This is a genomic window from Pseudomonas sp. PvP027 (assembly GCF_017833005.1).
GTDB classification, from domain to species: domain Bacteria; phylum Pseudomonadota; class Gammaproteobacteria; order Pseudomonadales; family Pseudomonadaceae; genus Aquipseudomonas; species Aquipseudomonas congelans.
In genome coordinates, this window is the sequence record NZ_JAFIBK010000001.1 from 4,418,777 (window position 1) to 4,435,175 (window position 16,399).

14 protein-coding genes are annotated in these 16,399 nt (G+C 57.7%); 3 read left to right on the forward strand and 11 right to left on the reverse strand.

The annotated features are described in order from the left end of the window. Positions 1 to 67: 67 nt before the first annotated feature. From JOE33_RS19140 to JOE33_RS19150, 3 genes are read right to left on the reverse strand one after another with little or no spacing between them, the layout of a single operon-like run. The gene (locus JOE33_RS19140) at positions 68 to 646 is read right to left on the reverse strand and encodes a cob(I)yrinic acid a,c-diamide adenosyltransferase (RefSeq protein WP_003363999.1); all 579 of its coding nucleotides are present in this window, start codon (positions 644 to 646) and stop codon (positions 68 to 70) included. Between the two features lie 15 nt (positions 647 to 661). Continuing rightward, complete coding sequence (locus JOE33_RS19145; RefSeq protein WP_010439153.1) at positions 662 to 2,698, reverse strand: ATP-binding protein; 2,037 nt, start codon at positions 2,696 to 2,698, stop codon at positions 662 to 664. Positions 2,699 to 2,742: 44 nt separating this feature from the next. Next, positions 2,743 to 3,663, reverse strand: coding sequence for a putative 2-dehydropantoate 2-reductase (locus tag JOE33_RS19150; RefSeq protein ID WP_187624947.1), 921 nt, complete (start codon positions 3,661 to 3,663; stop codon positions 2,743 to 2,745). A gap of 169 nt (positions 3,664 to 3,832) precedes the next feature. Here JOE33_RS19150 and JOE33_RS19155 point away from each other — a divergent pair, with 169 nt between their 5' ends. Continuing rightward, positions 3,833 to 4,312 carry a YajQ family cyclic di-GMP-binding protein gene (locus JOE33_RS19155; RefSeq protein ID WP_003304827.1) on the forward strand — a complete coding sequence of 160 codons (480 nt, stop codon included), beginning with the start codon at positions 3,833 to 3,835 and terminating at the stop codon, positions 4,310 to 4,312. 121 nt (positions 4,313 to 4,433) lie between these two features. Continuing rightward, positions 4,434 to 5,264: a mechanosensitive ion channel family protein gene (locus tag JOE33_RS19160; protein ID WP_103377914.1), complete on the forward strand. Its 831-nt coding sequence runs from the start codon at positions 4,434 to 4,436 to the stop codon at positions 5,262 to 5,264. Positions 5,265 to 5,439: 175 nt separating this feature from the next. Here the strand turns inward: JOE33_RS19160 and JOE33_RS19165 are convergent, their stop codons facing one another. The 8 genes from JOE33_RS19165 to JOE33_RS19200 form a co-directional block, all read right to left on the reverse strand. Further along, positions 5,440 to 5,955 (reverse strand): hypothetical protein, encoded by a 516-nt coding sequence (locus tag JOE33_RS19165; RefSeq protein WP_187624970.1) that lies wholly within the window; start codon positions 5,953 to 5,955, stop codon positions 5,440 to 5,442. Positions 5,956 to 6,035: 80 nt separating this feature from the next. Continuing rightward, positions 6,036 to 6,305 (reverse strand): PAAR domain-containing protein, encoded by a 270-nt coding sequence (locus JOE33_RS19170; protein ID WP_057406674.1) that lies wholly within the window; start codon positions 6,303 to 6,305, stop codon positions 6,036 to 6,038. Further along, complete coding sequence (locus tag JOE33_RS19175) at positions 6,302 to 7,993, reverse strand: DUF2875 family protein (protein ID WP_187624948.1); 1,692 nt, start codon at positions 7,991 to 7,993, stop codon at positions 6,302 to 6,304. The genes JOE33_RS19170 and JOE33_RS19175 overlap by 4 nt, the downstream gene beginning before the upstream one ends. Then, the gene (locus JOE33_RS19180; RefSeq protein ID WP_122530124.1) at positions 7,990 to 10,002 is read right to left on the reverse strand and encodes a DUF3274 domain-containing protein; all 2,013 of its coding nucleotides are present in this window, start codon (positions 10,000 to 10,002) and stop codon (positions 7,990 to 7,992) included. The genes JOE33_RS19175 and JOE33_RS19180 overlap by 4 nt, the downstream gene beginning before the upstream one ends. Beyond that, positions 9,999 to 12,560 (reverse strand): type VI secretion system Vgr family protein, encoded by a 2,562-nt coding sequence (gene tssI, locus JOE33_RS19185; protein ID WP_122530126.1) that lies wholly within the window; start codon positions 12,558 to 12,560, stop codon positions 9,999 to 10,001. The genes JOE33_RS19180 and tssI overlap by 4 nt, the downstream gene beginning before the upstream one ends. 314 nt (positions 12,561 to 12,874) lie before the next feature. After that, positions 12,875 to 13,207: a hypothetical protein gene (locus tag JOE33_RS19190; RefSeq protein ID WP_122530127.1), complete on the reverse strand. Its 333-nt coding sequence runs from the start codon at positions 13,205 to 13,207 to the stop codon at positions 12,875 to 12,877. A 28-nt stretch (positions 13,208 to 13,235) separates the two neighbouring features. Next, complete coding sequence (locus JOE33_RS19195; RefSeq protein WP_187624949.1) at positions 13,236 to 14,786, reverse strand: AmpG family muropeptide MFS transporter; 1,551 nt, start codon at positions 14,784 to 14,786, stop codon at positions 13,236 to 13,238. 54 nt (positions 14,787 to 14,840) lie between these two features. Further along, entirely contained in the window at positions 14,841 to 15,197 is a 357-nt protein-coding gene (locus JOE33_RS19200; RefSeq protein ID WP_187624950.1) for an MGMT family protein, read from the reverse strand. 158 nt (positions 15,198 to 15,355) lie between these two features. Here JOE33_RS19200 and JOE33_RS19205 point away from each other — a divergent pair, with 158 nt between their 5' ends. Then, positions 15,356 to 16,363, forward strand: coding sequence for a DUF481 domain-containing protein (locus JOE33_RS19205; RefSeq protein ID WP_003424454.1), 1,008 nt, complete (start codon positions 15,356 to 15,358; stop codon positions 16,361 to 16,363). Positions 16,364 to 16,399: the final 36 nt, after the last annotated feature.

Here is a 16,399-nt window from a genome sequence, read left to right on the forward strand (position 1 = left end):
AGTGTTCTTTCGAACACCTATGGTTGCTCACGCTCCAGCTTGGGAACGATAAGCCTGGTGGTGCCCATCAAACCGGCTTGGGCGCGGGCTGCCAAAGGATCTCGGCAATCCCCTGTCGTCTGGCGATCAATCGAGCAGCGACGAACAGCAGGTCCGACAGCCTGTTGATGTAGGCCAGCCCTGCGCCTTCCAGTGGCTCGACGGCATTCAGATGCTGACAGCGACGTTCGGCACTGCGCGCCAGGCTACGGCAAATGTGCGCTTGGGCGATCAGCGATGAACCGCCTGGCAAAATGAAATTCTCCAGCGGCCCCAGTTCGTCATTCCAGACATCAATGGCGGCCTCCAGTCGCTCGACCTCGGCTTCGTTCAGCGCCTTGTAGGTCGGCATGGCCAGTTCACCGCCCAGATCGAACAGTCGGTGCTGACACGGTGCAAGTACCTCGATCACTTCCTTGAGGGCCGGGACGCGCTGAGCTTCATCGATCAACCCCGCCAGCAACAGTCCCAGTTGGCTGTTGAGGGTATCGACCTCACCGATGGCCTCGACGCGCGGATGATCCTTGGAGACCCGACGGCCATCGCCCAGACCGGTTTCACCGGCATCGCCGGTGCGCGTGTAAATCTTCGACAAACGAAAGCCCATTGATGCGATTCCTGATCAGGATTTTGAAATGACCTGCTGCTGCACGTTCACCTGGTTGGCCACCAGCGGTAGACGCAGCGTAAAGCAGGTGCCTGTGCCGAGAGAGGAATGTACCTCCATCTGACCTTTGTGGTTGTTGGTGACAATGAAGTAGGACACCGACAGGCCCAGTCCGGTGCCCTGGCCGATTTCCTTGGTGGTGAAAAACGGCTCGAAGGTACGCTTGCGAATGTTCTCCGACATGCCGATGCCGTTGTCCTCGACCTGAATCTCGGCCCACGGCGGATTGAGACGCGTGCGCAGGGTAATGCGCCCGGGCTCTTCGCTCTCCGGCCGCTGGTGGATGGCCTGCGCAGCGTTCTTCAGCAGGTTCAGCAGCACCTGCTCCAACTCGTTGGCGATGCACGGCACCGGACCCAGTTCGGGGTCGAACTGACGGATGATGTGCTGGCCCTTGAAGTCGAAACCGATGGTCAGATCGAAGTCGTTACTGGCGATCTCCACGGCTTGGTCGATCAAGGCCGGCAAATCGCAGGGCGATAACTGACGACTGCTCAGGCGGCTGAAATTGAGCATGTGGCTGACGATTTTTGCAGCCCTGGCACCGGCCTGCTGAATGCCGTCGAGCAGTTTGGGTACTTCGCGGCTTTCCAGGTAATGGTTGACCTGCGCCAGATCGACGCCGTCGGCTTCGGCCTGCTCGATGTTTTTCGGCAGTTCCGGGGACAGCCGCCGGCGGATGTTCTGCACGTTGTGCAGAATGGCGCCCAGCGGATTGTTGATCTCATGCGCCATGCCTGCTGCAAGACCGCCGACCGACAACATTTTTTCCGACTGCACCATCATTTCTTCCAGCGATATGCGCTGGGTGATGTCATCGATCCGGATCACCACGCCGCGCCCGGCATCGCCGGTCAACGGGTAGAACGTCAGCGCGTAGTGGCGGGACTCGTCATTCTTGATCCAGGTCACGCGCTCGATCTTGGTCACGCTGTGGCGCTCGACGGTGTGCTTGATCTGCGGCAGAAACGAGCGCATCGGCTCGAAGGCCAGGAAGATCGGCTGGTTCAGCGCTTCGTCCAGGGTCGTCCCGGACAATGCCGTCGCCTCCTGATTCCACTGGGTGACGTACAGCTGTTCGTCCAGTGCGATCATCGCCGAGGGCATCGAGTCGATGATGCTGTTGAGGTAGTTCTGGAAGCCGGTGAGCTTCTTCTCGATCTTGCTGCGCACCTGGACTTCCAGCTCCAGCTTGCGGTTGGTGTGGCGGGTTTCCTCGGCCAGCCCCTGAGCCTGATCGTAGGCTTCCTGCGAGTCGTCGCGCGCGCGCTTGAGTTGCTGTTCGCGTGCTTCGATACGCGACAGCATGGTGTTGAACGCCTCGGCCAGGCTGCCGATTTCATCCTCGTTACCGGGTTCTGCGCGGAGTGCGTAGTTCTCTTCGCGGGTCACCTGCCGGGACAATTCTTCCAGCTGATAAATGGGTTCAGTAATCAGGCGCCGAATCTGTCGCGCCACCACCAGCCACAGCAACACGCTGAACACCAGAATGCCCAGGCTGGCGGTCAGCGTGCCGGTGTAGAACGCAGGAGGCAGTTCGCTGCTGGCAACCAGCAGCAGATGCCCTGGCGGCTCGTCGCCCTTCGGTACGGTAATGACCTGCGTGCTGCGAAATTCGGTCAGGCGCCAGCTGTCCATGTCTTTGAAGTGCCTGGGCAGCTCGAGGCTTTCGCCCTGATGCATCTGCTCAAGCCGCTCGCCGTCGTTGTCATACAGGGCTGCGGCGCGCAACGGCCCGTAGCTTCTCAGCTCCTTGAGCAGCGCGCGCGCCTCGTTCGGCGAGTACAAGGCCCGCTCGTTGAGGTTGGCGCTGCTGATCAGCCGACCGATGGTCTGCAGGGCCTGTGGAGCCATCGCCTCCTGAGAGATGTAGTAGGCCGCGCTGATGAAAGTCAGGTTGGCGACCAGCAGTACAGTGGTCATCAGGACCAGCAGGGCAGCCAGCAGTTTCTGACCTACCGGCAGGTTTTCCAGGCGTTGGCGCAAAGGCATTGGGCAAGTCGCAGTGACGGGTGATGCGAGCAGGGTAGCGCGGGCTAGTCGGTACGCAAACCCTTGCTTGCCAGATGAGCGGTCAGACGCGTCTGCAACTGCTGCAGGTGCGGGGCCGGGCAGCCATGACGCGCTGCGGCTGCGCATGCGTAACCCAGCAGGTAGCTGATTTCGGTGCGTCGCCCGTGAAGCACGTCCTGATACATGGATGAGTAGTTGGCGGCGGTCGCCTGGATGACCCGCAGCACTTCCGCATGCAGTTCCTGCGCAGCCGCTGGCTGGCCGCAGTTGCCCAGCAGATCGCTCAGCTCGGCGCATAGCGTGGCGACCTCGCAGGCGTGCTCGAGCAGGCCACCATTTCGGCAGCCGTGCAGGACCGTCAGCGGGTTGACCGCGCAGTTGATTGCCAGCTTGCGCCACAGGCGGGTCAGGATGTCCGGCGTCCATTCGTGGGGAATGCCACTGTCGTGCAGATCCTGAAGAAGCGCGGGGGCTGTCGGGTTGGATGCATCACCCAGCCAGTTGAAACCGTGGCCAGCGAACCTGACGCGCCAGTCCGACTCCAGAAACGCGCCTTCGGTGCTGGAGGCGAACAGGCAGCGCGCCTGGAGGATTTGCGCCGCCACTGCGTCCTGACTACCCAGGCCGTTCTGCAACAGGATGACATCGGCATGTGCCGTCAGTCGCGGAGCCAGCTGAGCGACAGCCTGCTCGGCCTCGTAAGCCTTGCAGGCCACCAGCAGCCGTTCGATGGGTTGTCGATGGTCGGCGGTCTGTGCTTCGACCGGGTACGCATGGGCGATACCGTTCTCGACCAGCGTCACGCAGCTGCCATTGGCTTGATAGGCGGCCAGCCGATCCGCGTTACGAAGGATCAACCGCACCGGCAGATTCGCGCGTGCCAGTCGCGTCGCCCAGAGACTGCCCAGGCTGCCCGCACCGAGAACATGCCATGTCACCGCCATCACAGCGGCACGTTATGGCGCTGAAGCGGTCTGCAGAAGGTGAAAACAAGGATGTGCATGGAAGGCTCACAGTGAACGCCGGAAAAGTCTCGTTATAATGAGCGTTCTTTCACACCGTCAAGTCATGCGTGCCCGAATTGTGCGCACGCCGTTTATCTGGAGAACATACATGCCCTCGTTCGACGTAGTGTCCGAATTGGATAAACACGAAGTCACGAATGCCGTCGACAACGCTATCAAAGAGCTGGACCGTCGCTATGACCTCAAAGGCAAAGGCACGTTCGAGTTCAAGGAACTGACTGTCACGCTGACTGCAGAAGCAGACTTCCAGCTGGAGGCCATGATCGAAATCCTCAAGCTGGCGCTGGTCAAACGCAAGATCGACGCGAAGTGCCTCGAGATCAAGGACGCTTATGCTTCCGGCAAATTGATGAAGCAGGAAGTCATCCTGCGTGAAGGCATCGACAAGGAGCTGGCGAAGAAAATCGTCGCCCACATCAAGGAAGCCAAACTCAAGGTCCAGGCCGCCATTCAGGGCGAGCAGGTGCGGGTTACCGGCAAGAAACGCGACGACCTGCAAGAAGCCATCGCAGCGCTGCGTGCCTACGATTCGGGCATGCCGTTGCAATTCAACAACTTCCGCGACTGATCATTGCATTGAAAACCGGGGAACCCTGCGTTCCCTGGCCAGTCCGAATCGCCCTGAGCATTGAAATGACGGCAGGCCGCCGTGGTTTTGATCGCAGTTCGTGACGAGTAAGGAGATAACGATGGATTTAAACGCAGAAGTCGGTCATCTGTGGCAAGCGTCGCAGGCCTGGATTCCGATGATCATGGAGTACGGCAGCCGCTTGCTGCTGGCAGTCGTCACGCTGTGTGTAGGCTGGTGGCTGATCAACCGGCTGACCGGCAAACTGGGCGCGTTGCTGGCCTTGCGACACGCCGATCTGGCCTTGCAGGGCTTCGTCAGCAACCTGGCCAACGTCATTCTGAAAATCCTGCTGGTGGTCAGCGTCGCGTCGATGATCGGCGTGGAAACCACCTCGTTCGTGGCGGCGATCGGTGCGGCCGGTCTGGCGATCGGTCTGGCGTTGCAAGGCAGCCTGGCGAACTTCGCCGGTGGCGTGCTGATTCTGTTGTTCCGCCCGTTCCGTATCGGTGACTGGATCGAAGCCCAGGGTGTGGCGGGAACCGTCGACAACATCCAGATCTTCCACACCGTGCTGCGCACCGGCGACAACCGCACCGTGATCATTCCCAACGGCAACCTGTCCAACGGCATCATCACCAACACCAACCGTCAGCCGACCCGCAAGATCACCTTCGACATCGGCGTCAGCCACGACGCCGATCTCAAGAAGGCCTTGCAGGTCCTGCTGGACATGGCCGACGACCCGCGCGTACTTAAGGACCCGGCCCCTCAGGCTGTGGTGGCTGCGCTGGGGGAGAACGCGATTACCTTGTCCCTGCGTGTCTGGACCAGCAGTGGCGACATGGGCGACGTGACGTCTATGTTCAACATCGAAGCACGCGACCGCCTGAAGGACGCAGGCATCGAGATCCCACTTCCGCAACGGATTGTGCGGATGGTTCAGGAATAGTGGTTTGTGCGGTATCACAAAGCCCTGGCTCGTGAGAGTCGGGGCTTTTCTTTATTTGCAGGTTCAGGAAAAGGCTATTTCCATGGTTGATGATTGTCTGCCTTCAGCGATTCCCGGGCGCTTTACCATCTGTCGATACGAACATGCCTTTCAGCTCTCCGGCACAAAAAGTACGTTATTTACTGTAAATGTAACCGTCGTCGTCCTCATCTTCCTCGTCGATATCTTTGAGTTTTTCTTGGTGAGGTACGGGGTAAAGACCCAGTACGGCCGCCACTCCCGTAGATATGCCCATGATAAAGGGGGTTGGCTCGGGATACTGAGAGAGCTTTCGATCGGGATCCTCGGTGGGATTAACGCCGCTGCCAGCGGGGAGCTTCATTATCTTCATGCTATCAGCGGTGAGGATGCAGCGAGGCGGGACTATCTTGCCTTCAAACATTTCCACTATTTCGGCGGTGGGTAATGGCGTGAGTGGTTCGCTGACCTGTGCGCCTGATTCACGATGCGTGAACAAGAAATTCTCGCCGCTTTTCTCGATACGAATCCTTGGCTGATTCTTGGGCTTTGTGGCGTAGTCACCAATCAACTCGTCACACGGGGACACGGACTTTTGCGCACAGCCCGCTAATAGAACCATCTCGGCAACTAAATGCATCCCTAAGACGGCCTGACAAAAACGCGTGTACATATTTCTTCCTTGTTCCAATTGAAGGGGCACTTCCACGTTGTTTCCTGTACTTGCGCTGCATGACCTGATCACGAAATATCCTAAATCACTCGCACATTCAGAGCATGGCTGGCCACACCCTGACAGCCGCACGCCAGTCGATGGCCGTGCAGCACCACCGGGATACCGTTCAGTTTTCGGGTGGGGTGGCCTTCGATGAAGGCGAACTCACCCGCATGAAGCGGGCAGGTGGCTTTGTCGCCCAGCACGGCCGGAGGCTTACCGTTGAGGGTGTGGGTGCCTGCCAGTTGGCAGGACACCACTCGGCCACCGCTGCTGGTGGCGTCGCCCAGGCAGACGGGATAACTCACTCTGCAGGTGCCCCGCCGGTTGGCGAGCCGAAGGTGAACGGATCTGCGCCGCGGTTCTGGCTGTTCTTCGCTTTGCGGGCGTCATCGGGCGGACGGACCATTTGTACGGTCAGGCTGCCATCGGTGCCGGCGTAGACCACGGCACTGACGCCACCGTCCTTGTAACTGGCGATGGTCGCCAGATTGATCTCGACCAGCGCACCACTAACCCCGGTATTACCCAGACGACGACCGATGTCGTAGCCCTCTTCGACGTTGCCCAGTTCAAGACCATGGCCGTCCTTGTTCAGGTCGTGCAGGGCGTTGTTCAGGGCGATTTCCGCTTCCGGGTTGTTGGTGCTGTCGTAGAACACTCGTACAGGCTTCTGACCCTCAGGCAGTGTGTCTAGTGCTTGTACCCAAGCGGCTTGCAAGGCTTTGGCTTGCAAGGCCGGTTTCAGACGCTTGCCGTTTTCATCCTGCATGGGCGCTTTGATCGGGCTATGCAGATAGCCAAGTACCGGCGCAGCGTCGAACTCCTTGACCTGGTGCTGACCCCAACGGATGGGTAGCCAAGGGGAAGGCTCGAAGTTGCCAGGACCACGGTTACTGATGGTTTTCCAGAGAGTGGGGAGTTGGGATTGCCAGTAGGCGGTGGACATGGTGCCTGGAGCGTAAGGGTTTTCAATGCCCTTGGCGCTTTCCGTGCTTTCGTACCAGTCTGAAAATGCTTTATCACGGCTCCAATAAAAAGCCCAAAGTTTGCCCAGATCGGTATTTTTGTTTTGATTGTCTTCTTTTTCGCTTATCGCATAAGGACGAATATACCGGTCTACTCGATCTGAGCGGGTGACAAGCAGGCCTGTCATGCTTTCGAACACTGTCGGTACGACGTAAGCATTTTTGGGCAGGCCGGGGGTACCACGTTTACGATAAATGTCTCGTGTGACATCGCCGTCCTGACTTGCGATCAACGCTTGCGGGACCTGCGGATTATCGTTGAAGAACTTGAAAAGTCGCTCAATCATGGCTTGAGCATTGCTCGTGTTCTCATCTTCCTGCCATAGGAATAGCGTAACTCCGAGAGTGGCAGCATTGCGACCGGCGTTGATCAGGTTTGCAGCCCTGTAGGGTTTTTCATATGGGTTAGGGGGGGCAAGCGCGAAAACTGGAGTCGGCCAATAGGCCACGGATTCAGACGCTGAATGTTTGAACGCGACTTGTAATTTTATATCTGCGCTAATTTCTCTAGCGTCGAGTGAAGGGTCATAATCCTTAGGGTTTCGTGAAAAGATAGAGACGAAGTTGTTGTTTTTCTTTTTTATGAACTCCCAGATTTCAGACTGATGATCCTCATAGATGCCAATTCCGGCACCTCTTATCTCCAGTGAGTAGGTACGCTGTCGAGCAGCCTCCTGTTCTGCATTCTGAGTGATCACTTCGGATTTATAAGCCGCCAGCTCAGCTTTTTCGTGAGCGATCGCGTTGCCCCACCAATGCCCGCTGTACGCCAATAGGGCAGCCCCCAAAATCCCTGCAATACTCCAGCGCACCACTGAATGTATATCACGAAGTTCCACGTCGGTTTCCTGTGCTTTTAAGTAAACAATGATGACAAAGCCGAGCCACAGAGCCAGCGTTAGTCCGATCGTCCATAGGTAGGGTCTTAGTGGCGGACGAAGTGAAGATTTTTGTTTGGTCTCCGTCACGGCTTTGCCCCTTTACTCACGACGTTCTTGACCAACGCAGGGGGGGACAGAGGGACCACTCCATAGGGTGGAAATATACCTTTTTGATAGTACTGATGACTGGCCTTTACCAAGGCCTGAGCACGTGGACTGAGACGACTCCATGCCGAGGATTCGGTTGTATTGAGAAATTGTTTTGCATCCATTCTCCAGTTCCCAATAGCCACCAACAACTCACACATTGCTGGGTCATCCAGGCTTTTAGACTGGCCAATCGCGATGTCCATTGCAGTAACCCAGCGGTGGTTCTCCGGACTCCGTAGCAATCCGGAGTGATAGGAGTTGTAGCCCCAAGTACTGTCGTCATGCTCCATGCGTGTACGGACTTCGAACGGCGTCTCTTCTCGCTGAAAGCTTCTTCGATTGTTTGAGATGCGTACCGATCTGGTGTGTTGCTCGGGGTCATTAGAGAGGCTGTTATAGCGTGCTAGAGCTTGCTCCTTATCAATCTCGTACGGGTTATATTCGCCAGGCATCTGTATCCAAAGAAACCTGGCCGCGTCTTTACCGAGTGCAACGCTTTTCCCAACATCGTCAGGTCTATCTCGGCCAGAGGTTGTGGGCGTCCCTTCGATTGCTTCGCCGCCAAACATCTGCGGTTCGTGAGCAGGATTCAATGCCTCTGCGTTGATGAGGCGCTCTTGCCCTTCTGATACGGGGGCCTGAGAGACAAGCCCGGTAAAGAAGGAGCCGCCAGGGTAACGGCTCTCGTCTTTCGCACGTAGAAACTCGGGCTGAGGTTTCTTGCCCACCAATACCGGCTCTCCGTCGCGATGGCGTTTTGTCCACATGCGCTGATAAAAGCGTCTTCCTTGCAGGATCATCATAGCCATTCGCCCATCCGGCAACGCGTCAGGTACGCCATACGTACCGATGCCCTGCACGTCGTCCAGCGCAACGGTGGTGTCATCAGGACAGAAGTAGAGATACACTTTGCCGCGATTATCTCGTTCGGGAAAGACGGTCAAGTTACCGAGCTTATTCTTTCGGATGCCTTGAGTGGGGGACCATTTAGGCCCACTTCTGCCTGCATAGGTCCCGGGGTTTCTCAGGCCTGACAATGGCGGCTGTGCGTGAGGTTTTTTTGTAACGGCACTGACGATATTGATCAGTGTGGAGAGAGTGTCATGGTCTTTGGGTGTTACCTTTGGCAGCACACTGTAGGGTGAGTCAACCATGATCACAGTGTCCGCGCAACGCTGACCTTCATCGACCAACAAAGCTTGTGCCAATAACGTTATAAGTGTGCCTTGGCTATGGCCCATGATGGTGATAGTTTCATCGGGCGATAGGCGGCGAATCTCGCGGACCAGCATAGCCAGACGGTGCGCTGCCAGCACAAAATATTGCCTTGAAGGCGCTTTTCCAAAGTATAAAGAGTTATCCGGACTCAAGAACTCTACTGAATGAGTTTTAAAGTTTGGCTCGAAGCCTTCTCCATACATCTCTTGTAAATTGTTTGTCGCGTTGGCAAAAAAACCGCCGCCCTTGGCAAAGTGACGATCCAGACGATTGCCATTGATGTCCTGAAACTGATTACGCATTTTGAGCGGGTCTCCCGCATCATCGCGTTTTATATCCTCAGATGCTGCTCGATAGCCCCAGTAAAAAGGGATGAGAAGGCTGTGGGTTTTAGGGTCATTGGTGTCGCGCCGATAAAGATACGTGTCAGAATCATCGACGATCACCTTCTGGTCACTACTTCGCTTTTCAGGTGCTGTTTTTTCAGCCGCCTTGTACCTGGCCCCATACCGCCCCGGTACCAGATCCGGCCTATCCAGCCGCTCATTAACTCCCTGACACAGCCCGGTCTCCACCGACTCATAAGAAGCCCCCGGATCATTCACACCGTGCAGAAAGATCACTACGCCTGGCAAGTCGGCGGGCACTTCCATTTTGCTGGTGGTATTTAGGTTGGGGATCAGGCGCGTATTGCCTTGGGCAACAGCGTATTCATCGGCGCCGTTCATTGCGCACCTCCTTTCGGTGTGCCGCTGCGTAATGCCGATACCTGTGCCTGATGCATCATTTCGCGTTCCACGCGCTCGGTCAGTCCGTCTGCGTTTGTCATTCCTTTCACCAGGCTGCCATCTTCCAGTTTGATTTCATACGAGTGATCCGCTGCTGCCCGCGGGCTTTGTTCGCTGTGGCCGGGGTAGTGGAAGGTGACCTGCTGGGCGGCGGGGTCGCGGCCGAAAGAAGGGATCGCAGCGCTGTCGGTCTTGGGGCCGATCCAGTCGTGTTCGCTGGCGTGCACGGTGACTTTGCCTTGCGAGCCGATCTCGACGCCGCCGCCAATCTTGATGTAACTGCCGTCATCGGCGACCAGACGGATGGTCGGCGCGGTGATGACCACTTCGCCTTCAACGGCCGAGACGTGCAGGTTTTTCTGGGCATTGAGGGCGATGTCGTCTTCCTGCGCTTGCACCAGCACTTTGCCGCGGTTGGCGATGGCGCTGATGCCAGCGTCCTGGGCGAAAGCTGACAGCCCTTTGCCTGCTTGCAGGTGCATGGCCGCGCCGCTGGTCAATTGCAGGTTGTCCTGCGCGGTGGTGTCGTGATTTTCACCGGCATAGTGAGCCTGCGAGCGCGGCGTGGCGCTGGCGATGCCTGCTGCTGCTGTCATGGCCAGTACCGGGTCGCCTAGGCCGTTATTATCCGGCGCGGGCCATTGATCGAGCGACTGGCGCAAGGCTTCTATACCTTTGACATCCACCGCCTGTCCGCCACGCGCGGCTGCGGTTTCGCCGAGGGATTTGAACAGCTCGCCGCACTCGGCCAGCAGTTTGAGCAGCTCTTCGCGATCCAGTTGTGAGCCTTTTGCGTCGGTACGCGCATAGGTGGTCAGCAACATGCCTTGCGCGGCACGCAGGGCGATGGCGGCATCGGTGCGCAGCTCTGCGCCGTTGCCGCGTGGCTGAGCGGTGCCGTCAGTGCGCGGGTCGGTCAGTTTGCCCAGGTTGAGGGCCGTGGCCTGATGGGTTGTGCCCATGCGTGCGCGCAGCGAGCCTGGCGTGTCATCGAACAGCAGTTCGTTGAAACCGCTGCCTTTGTGTTCCTGGGTGCGGATCCCCGACAACGTGCGGTTGCCGGGCAGCCCCGAGGCCTTGCTGAAGCGTGGCGGCAGATTAATGTTGTTGTAGAGCACCGACGTCACCAGAGGCCGGTCGATATCGCCTGCCAGAAACGTAACCAGCACTTCCTGGCCGATGCGTGGCATGAACTGATGCCCGAAGCCGCTGCCGGCACTGGGCATTGCCACCCTTAACCAGGTGGTGCCTTGCGGCAGGCTGTCGCCGCGCTGCCAGTGGAACCTGACCTGTATCCGCGCGAGCTCATCAGTGAACACTTCCTCACCGTCCGGCCCTACCACGATGGCGCTCAGCGGGCCGTTAATGCTCGGGCGCGGGACGGTGATCGGATGACGGTAGGGAATCTTGTGTCGAATGCACACGAACTCGTTCGTGTAGCCCGCGCCTTCGTCCGATAGGTAATTATTGCTGCCTTCATGCTTGACGGTTATCAGCAGAAAACTGCGATCTTCAGCGGAGCCGCGGTCATGATCAAAATGCTGGGTCAGCTCAAAGGTGTGGCCAGGGTACATGGCGCGGCAGTTACTGTTGCCGGTGAATATCTTGCCCTGAACTTCAATGGCCTCCAGGCGCTGACGTACAAGGCGTTCACCATCATTGAAAGTGCCGTGGCTGTAGTGATCGAGCACGTCATACACTTCATACGAATCGACGTTACCCTGCTCATTGAGGCTCGGCATGCCAACCGGCAGCGAATTGCGCGGCTGCTTGTAATCGAAAGTCTGAATGGACATGCGCCCCGATTGCAGGCGTCGATGGCTGCGCCATTCGGTGATCGAATCCGCTGTCTCGGTAACGGATGCACTGTGGTAACGAATGGTTGGCTGTTGGGGGAGGGGCGAGAGGTCGCGCGAGTGATCAAGAATGATCAGCGTGTGCTTTTCCTGATTGTGATCGAAATAAAAAAACAGCCCTTCGTGTTCCAGCAAGCGCAATACAAAGGTCAGATCGCTTTCACGGTACTGGGTGATGTAACTGTGTGTCTTGAGTGGCTGGCTGAGTTGAAACTCGAAATCGGGCAACGCGCCATAGGCCGCAAATACCGTTCGGATAACGGCTTCGATGGTCTGTTCCTGAAATATGCGCGAGTCGACGCGTCGCGAGAGCATCCACAACCAGGGGCTCAGTGTTGCGCTGTAACGTGCCAGACCGCCGTCGCTGCCTTCCAGGCTAAAGGCACTGATATAGCCATTGATGAAGCGCGACTCGCCGGTGGCCAGCTCTATTGCCAGTTGTGCAGGTTGGCCGATCTGCGATTTGAGCTCCAGGCCGGCATCGCGGCTGATCATCGACAACTCGAAACTGAACAGCTCGGACAGGCTTTCAGTGCCGGAAAAACGTTCCAGCAGGAGTTCCTGTTCGTCACGGGCAACGGTCGTCAGTTTGATCAGGCGACGGTTTTGTGGCGCAAATAGCGCTGTTAGATCCTTTAACATTGTTGCTCCGTTATATAACGCCGGCCGCTCGTCTCGGTCGAGAGTGCTGATATAGAGAGGTGTGTGAGTCTATAGACTTCTTTCCTGGGGCACACACTTAAATTGCAAAGCGCCATTACCGAGCGACATTACTCCTGATGGCGCGGTTTAGGCAGTGAGGAATGGCTAACGATGTCGTCGGCCAATTCATAAGAAGCTGTAGTGCGTTTCTTACGGCGTAATGAGAGCCGCCAAGAGGAAGGACTGTAAGGGGCGGGTGCGCGCGATATAAAAGAAGCCCTGGCGCTTGAGCGTCAGGGCTTTTTAGTCGGCGATTACTGCAGGCTTATATTGGCCAGCGTAACGATAATGCCGATTGCCGCGACGGTGGCGGCTACTACGTTGATCGAGAACACCGTACGTATGGTTGTGGAGAGTCTCCACGGTTTTACGGCGAACGCATAAACCAGCAGAAAGATGATGGCGAAGATCTCCACCTGTGCGAGCAGAACCACCGCGCCACCGAAGGCCATTGGCCCGGAAGGGGTCGCGGGATCCTGTGACAGGTAGGAGCTCAGCAGGGTGCCGATGATCGGCAGCCAGATCCCCAGGCTGATAAGGATCAGGGGAACGGGGTTGAAAGCGCGTGCTTTGTTTTCGGTGTCCAATGTTGTTCCTTGATGAGGTAGCCAGAGATCAGGGCTTGTCGATAACGGAAGCCTCTTGAGGCGGCTCGGTCTTCGCCGTGCGTATCTCTCGGTTCCATTGCAGGATGATCATCACCAGCGTCGGAATGCCCAGCAGCGCGGTGATCAGGAAGAAGTTGTGGTAGCCGTACTTTTCCACCACCACACCGGAATAGCCGCCCAGCAGGCGCGGTAGCAGCAGCATGATGGAACTGAGCAGGGCGTACTGCGTGGCAGAGAATTTCAGGTTGGTGAGGCTCGACAGGTAGGCGACGAACGCCGATGTCGCGAGCCCCGAGCTGAGGTTGTCCAGCGAGATGGTGACGATCAGCATCTTCACGTTCGGGCCCATGTCCGCCAGCAACAGGAACAGGATATTGGTCGAAGCCGAGGCCAGTCCGCCGATGAACAGGATCGGCATGATGCCGAAGCGCACGATCAGCAGTCCGCCGATACCGGCCCCCAGCAGGGTCATGATCAGGCCGAAGATTTTGCTGACGCTGGCGATCTGGTCCTTGGTAAAGCCCTGATCGATGTAGAACACGTTGGCCATGACCCCCATCACCGTGTCCGACATCCGGTAGGTCGCGATCAGGCCCAGCAACAGCAGCGCCTGCCAGCGGTAGCGCATGATGAAATCGTTGATCGGGGTGAGCACCGGTGCCAGTCCGCGACGACCCATTGAGGATAGGCAGGCGATGGTCAGGAGCGTGTAGAGAATCGCGCGTAAAAACGCCCGGTCTTCCAGCAACAGGTCCATCCAGCTGGTGCCGTTGAACAGCACGCTGGCGAAGTCGGTATTGTAAAGCTGGGTAAACATCGCCGGTACGGAGACCAGCAGCACAATCAGCACGAACACCGAGGCCAACTGGTGCGTAAAGCCATAGCGCGCTGCCGACAACTGCGTGCGCAACGGCACAGGCGGCTCGCGCATGATCAGAGTGGTGACCAGGGCGGGCAGCATCAGCAGTCCGAACAGTACGTAAGTGCCGGTCCATGCCGAATGCTTGTAGGCAAAGCCCGTCGAGCCGAAGCCCTCGGCGAAATACAGCGCACCTGCAGTTGCCAGCAGTGCAGCGACCCGGTAGCCGGACATGTAGCTGGCGGCAAGGGCTGCCTGTTGGGTGTCGTGGGCAATTTCCAGACGATAGGCATCAATGGCGATGTCTTGCGTGGCTGAAGAAAAGGCGACCACCACGGCAATCGCGATCAGCCACGAGAGATGCTTTTGCGGGTCGCAAAAGCCCATACCGATCAGGCCCAGAATCACCAGGCTCTGGGACAGCACCAGCCAGGAGCGACGACGTCCCAGCTTGCCGAGCAGGGGCAGGCGCCATTGGTCGAGCAATGGCGACCAGACCCATTTAAAGGCGTAGGCAAGGCCGATCAGGCTCGCATAGCCGATGGTCTCGCGAGCGACACCGGCTTCGCGCAACCACACGGATAATGTCGAAAAGACCAGCATATAAGGCATGCCCGCAGCGAATCCGAGCAGCAGTAACACTAATGTCGACGGGCTGGCATATGCGGCGAGCGCGGCGCGCCAGGTTTTACGGGGCATGGGCTGGAATCTGCCTCAGGTTACGAAAACAAAGGGCGCACTCTAACCGCTGTGCTATAGGGGACGCCAGCCATGGCGCTGCATATCAACCCGATTATTCATAATGGTAACGCCCTCGGCGCGTAAACGTGCCCGTTGTTCGTCACCGGAAACGCTGCCAACCGGCAGGCTGAGCCGACCACTGGCGCCCAAAACCCGGTGCCAGGGCAGGGAAGAGCCTTCCGGCAACTGGCTCAACGTACGACCCACCCAGCGTGCTGCGCGACCCAGGCCCGCCAGTTCGGCGAGTTGTCCGTAGGCGACCACTTTGCCTTCCGGGATCTGCGCCATTGTCAGGTAGAGGGCAGTGCGTCGCGCCTCGTTCGGCGATTGTCCCGCCGAGTAAAGTAATGTTAAGTCCGGGTCTGCCACGCGATAATCCTGTATAAAAACGATATTGATTGTCGTTCACTGAACTTTGGTTTATTCGGGCTGTCAGTTACCACCGTGCTTGGTGGTACATGGATAGCCCCGACACCTCCCCGCAGGAAAATGCCCGATTCCCGCCTTACAGAGCCTAGTTATCGCTTATGTTGTCCAGAACCCTGTTGTGCCTTGCAATCACCGCTGTTTCCACTCCATTGCTTGCCGATACCGTCTGGTTGAAGAATGGCGACCGCCTGACCGGCACAATCAAGGTATTCGACGGCGGCAAGTTGCTGCTGCAAACCGAATACGGTGGCGCCATCGCGCTGGACTGGAAACAGGTCAAGACCCTGAAAAGCGATCAGCCGTTGCTGGTCAAGCAGGATGAGCATGGCGGCGAAGTCTCCAATTCGCTGCAGGCAGCGGATGATGGCAAAGTTGTGCTGGCCAATGGCGATGCACCCAAGACCGTCGATCTGGCAAGCATCCATCAGATTATCAAGCCCAAGCCGGTTATCACGGATCTTGTCTGGAAAGGCAACATCGATGCGGCGCTGGACTTCCAGCAGGCAGAAAACGATACCAATGATTACAACGTCGCCTTCAAGACCTCGGCTCGTCATGGCGACTGGCGTCACAACGCCAAGGGCGATTACAACCGCGAGACAACCGACGACGTGGTCGGCACTGACAACTGGAGCGCCGAGTACTCGCTGGACCGCTTCCTGACCGAGAAATTCTTCTGGGACGGTCGCGTCAGCTACAAACGCGACAAGGTCGAGGATCTGTCTCGTCAGCGCGTAGTCGGTACCGGTCCAGGTTACCAGCTGTGGGATGACGAACTGGGTGCATTCAAGGTCGGTGCGCTGCTTAACCGTACCGATTTCGAGTTCTCCAATGACGAGAAGGAAAACTTCTATTCCGTTGCCGGCACCTGGGATTACAACCGCTACCTGATCGGCAAGAAGGTCGAGTTCTTCACCAACGGCGAGCTGGGCAAACCGCTGAGTGCCGTCGCCGACTACTCGCTGGATGTCGAAGCGGGGCTGCGTTACAAGGTGACCGACTGGGCGTCGCTTAACCTGAAAGCCGAGAAGAACGTCATCAGTGGTTCGAGCAATGGCGATGTCGACAAGACACGCTACACCGCTGGCTTCGGCGTAAGCTGGTAAGCGAAGGGCAGGCGACGCACACCCTTTGCGTCGCCT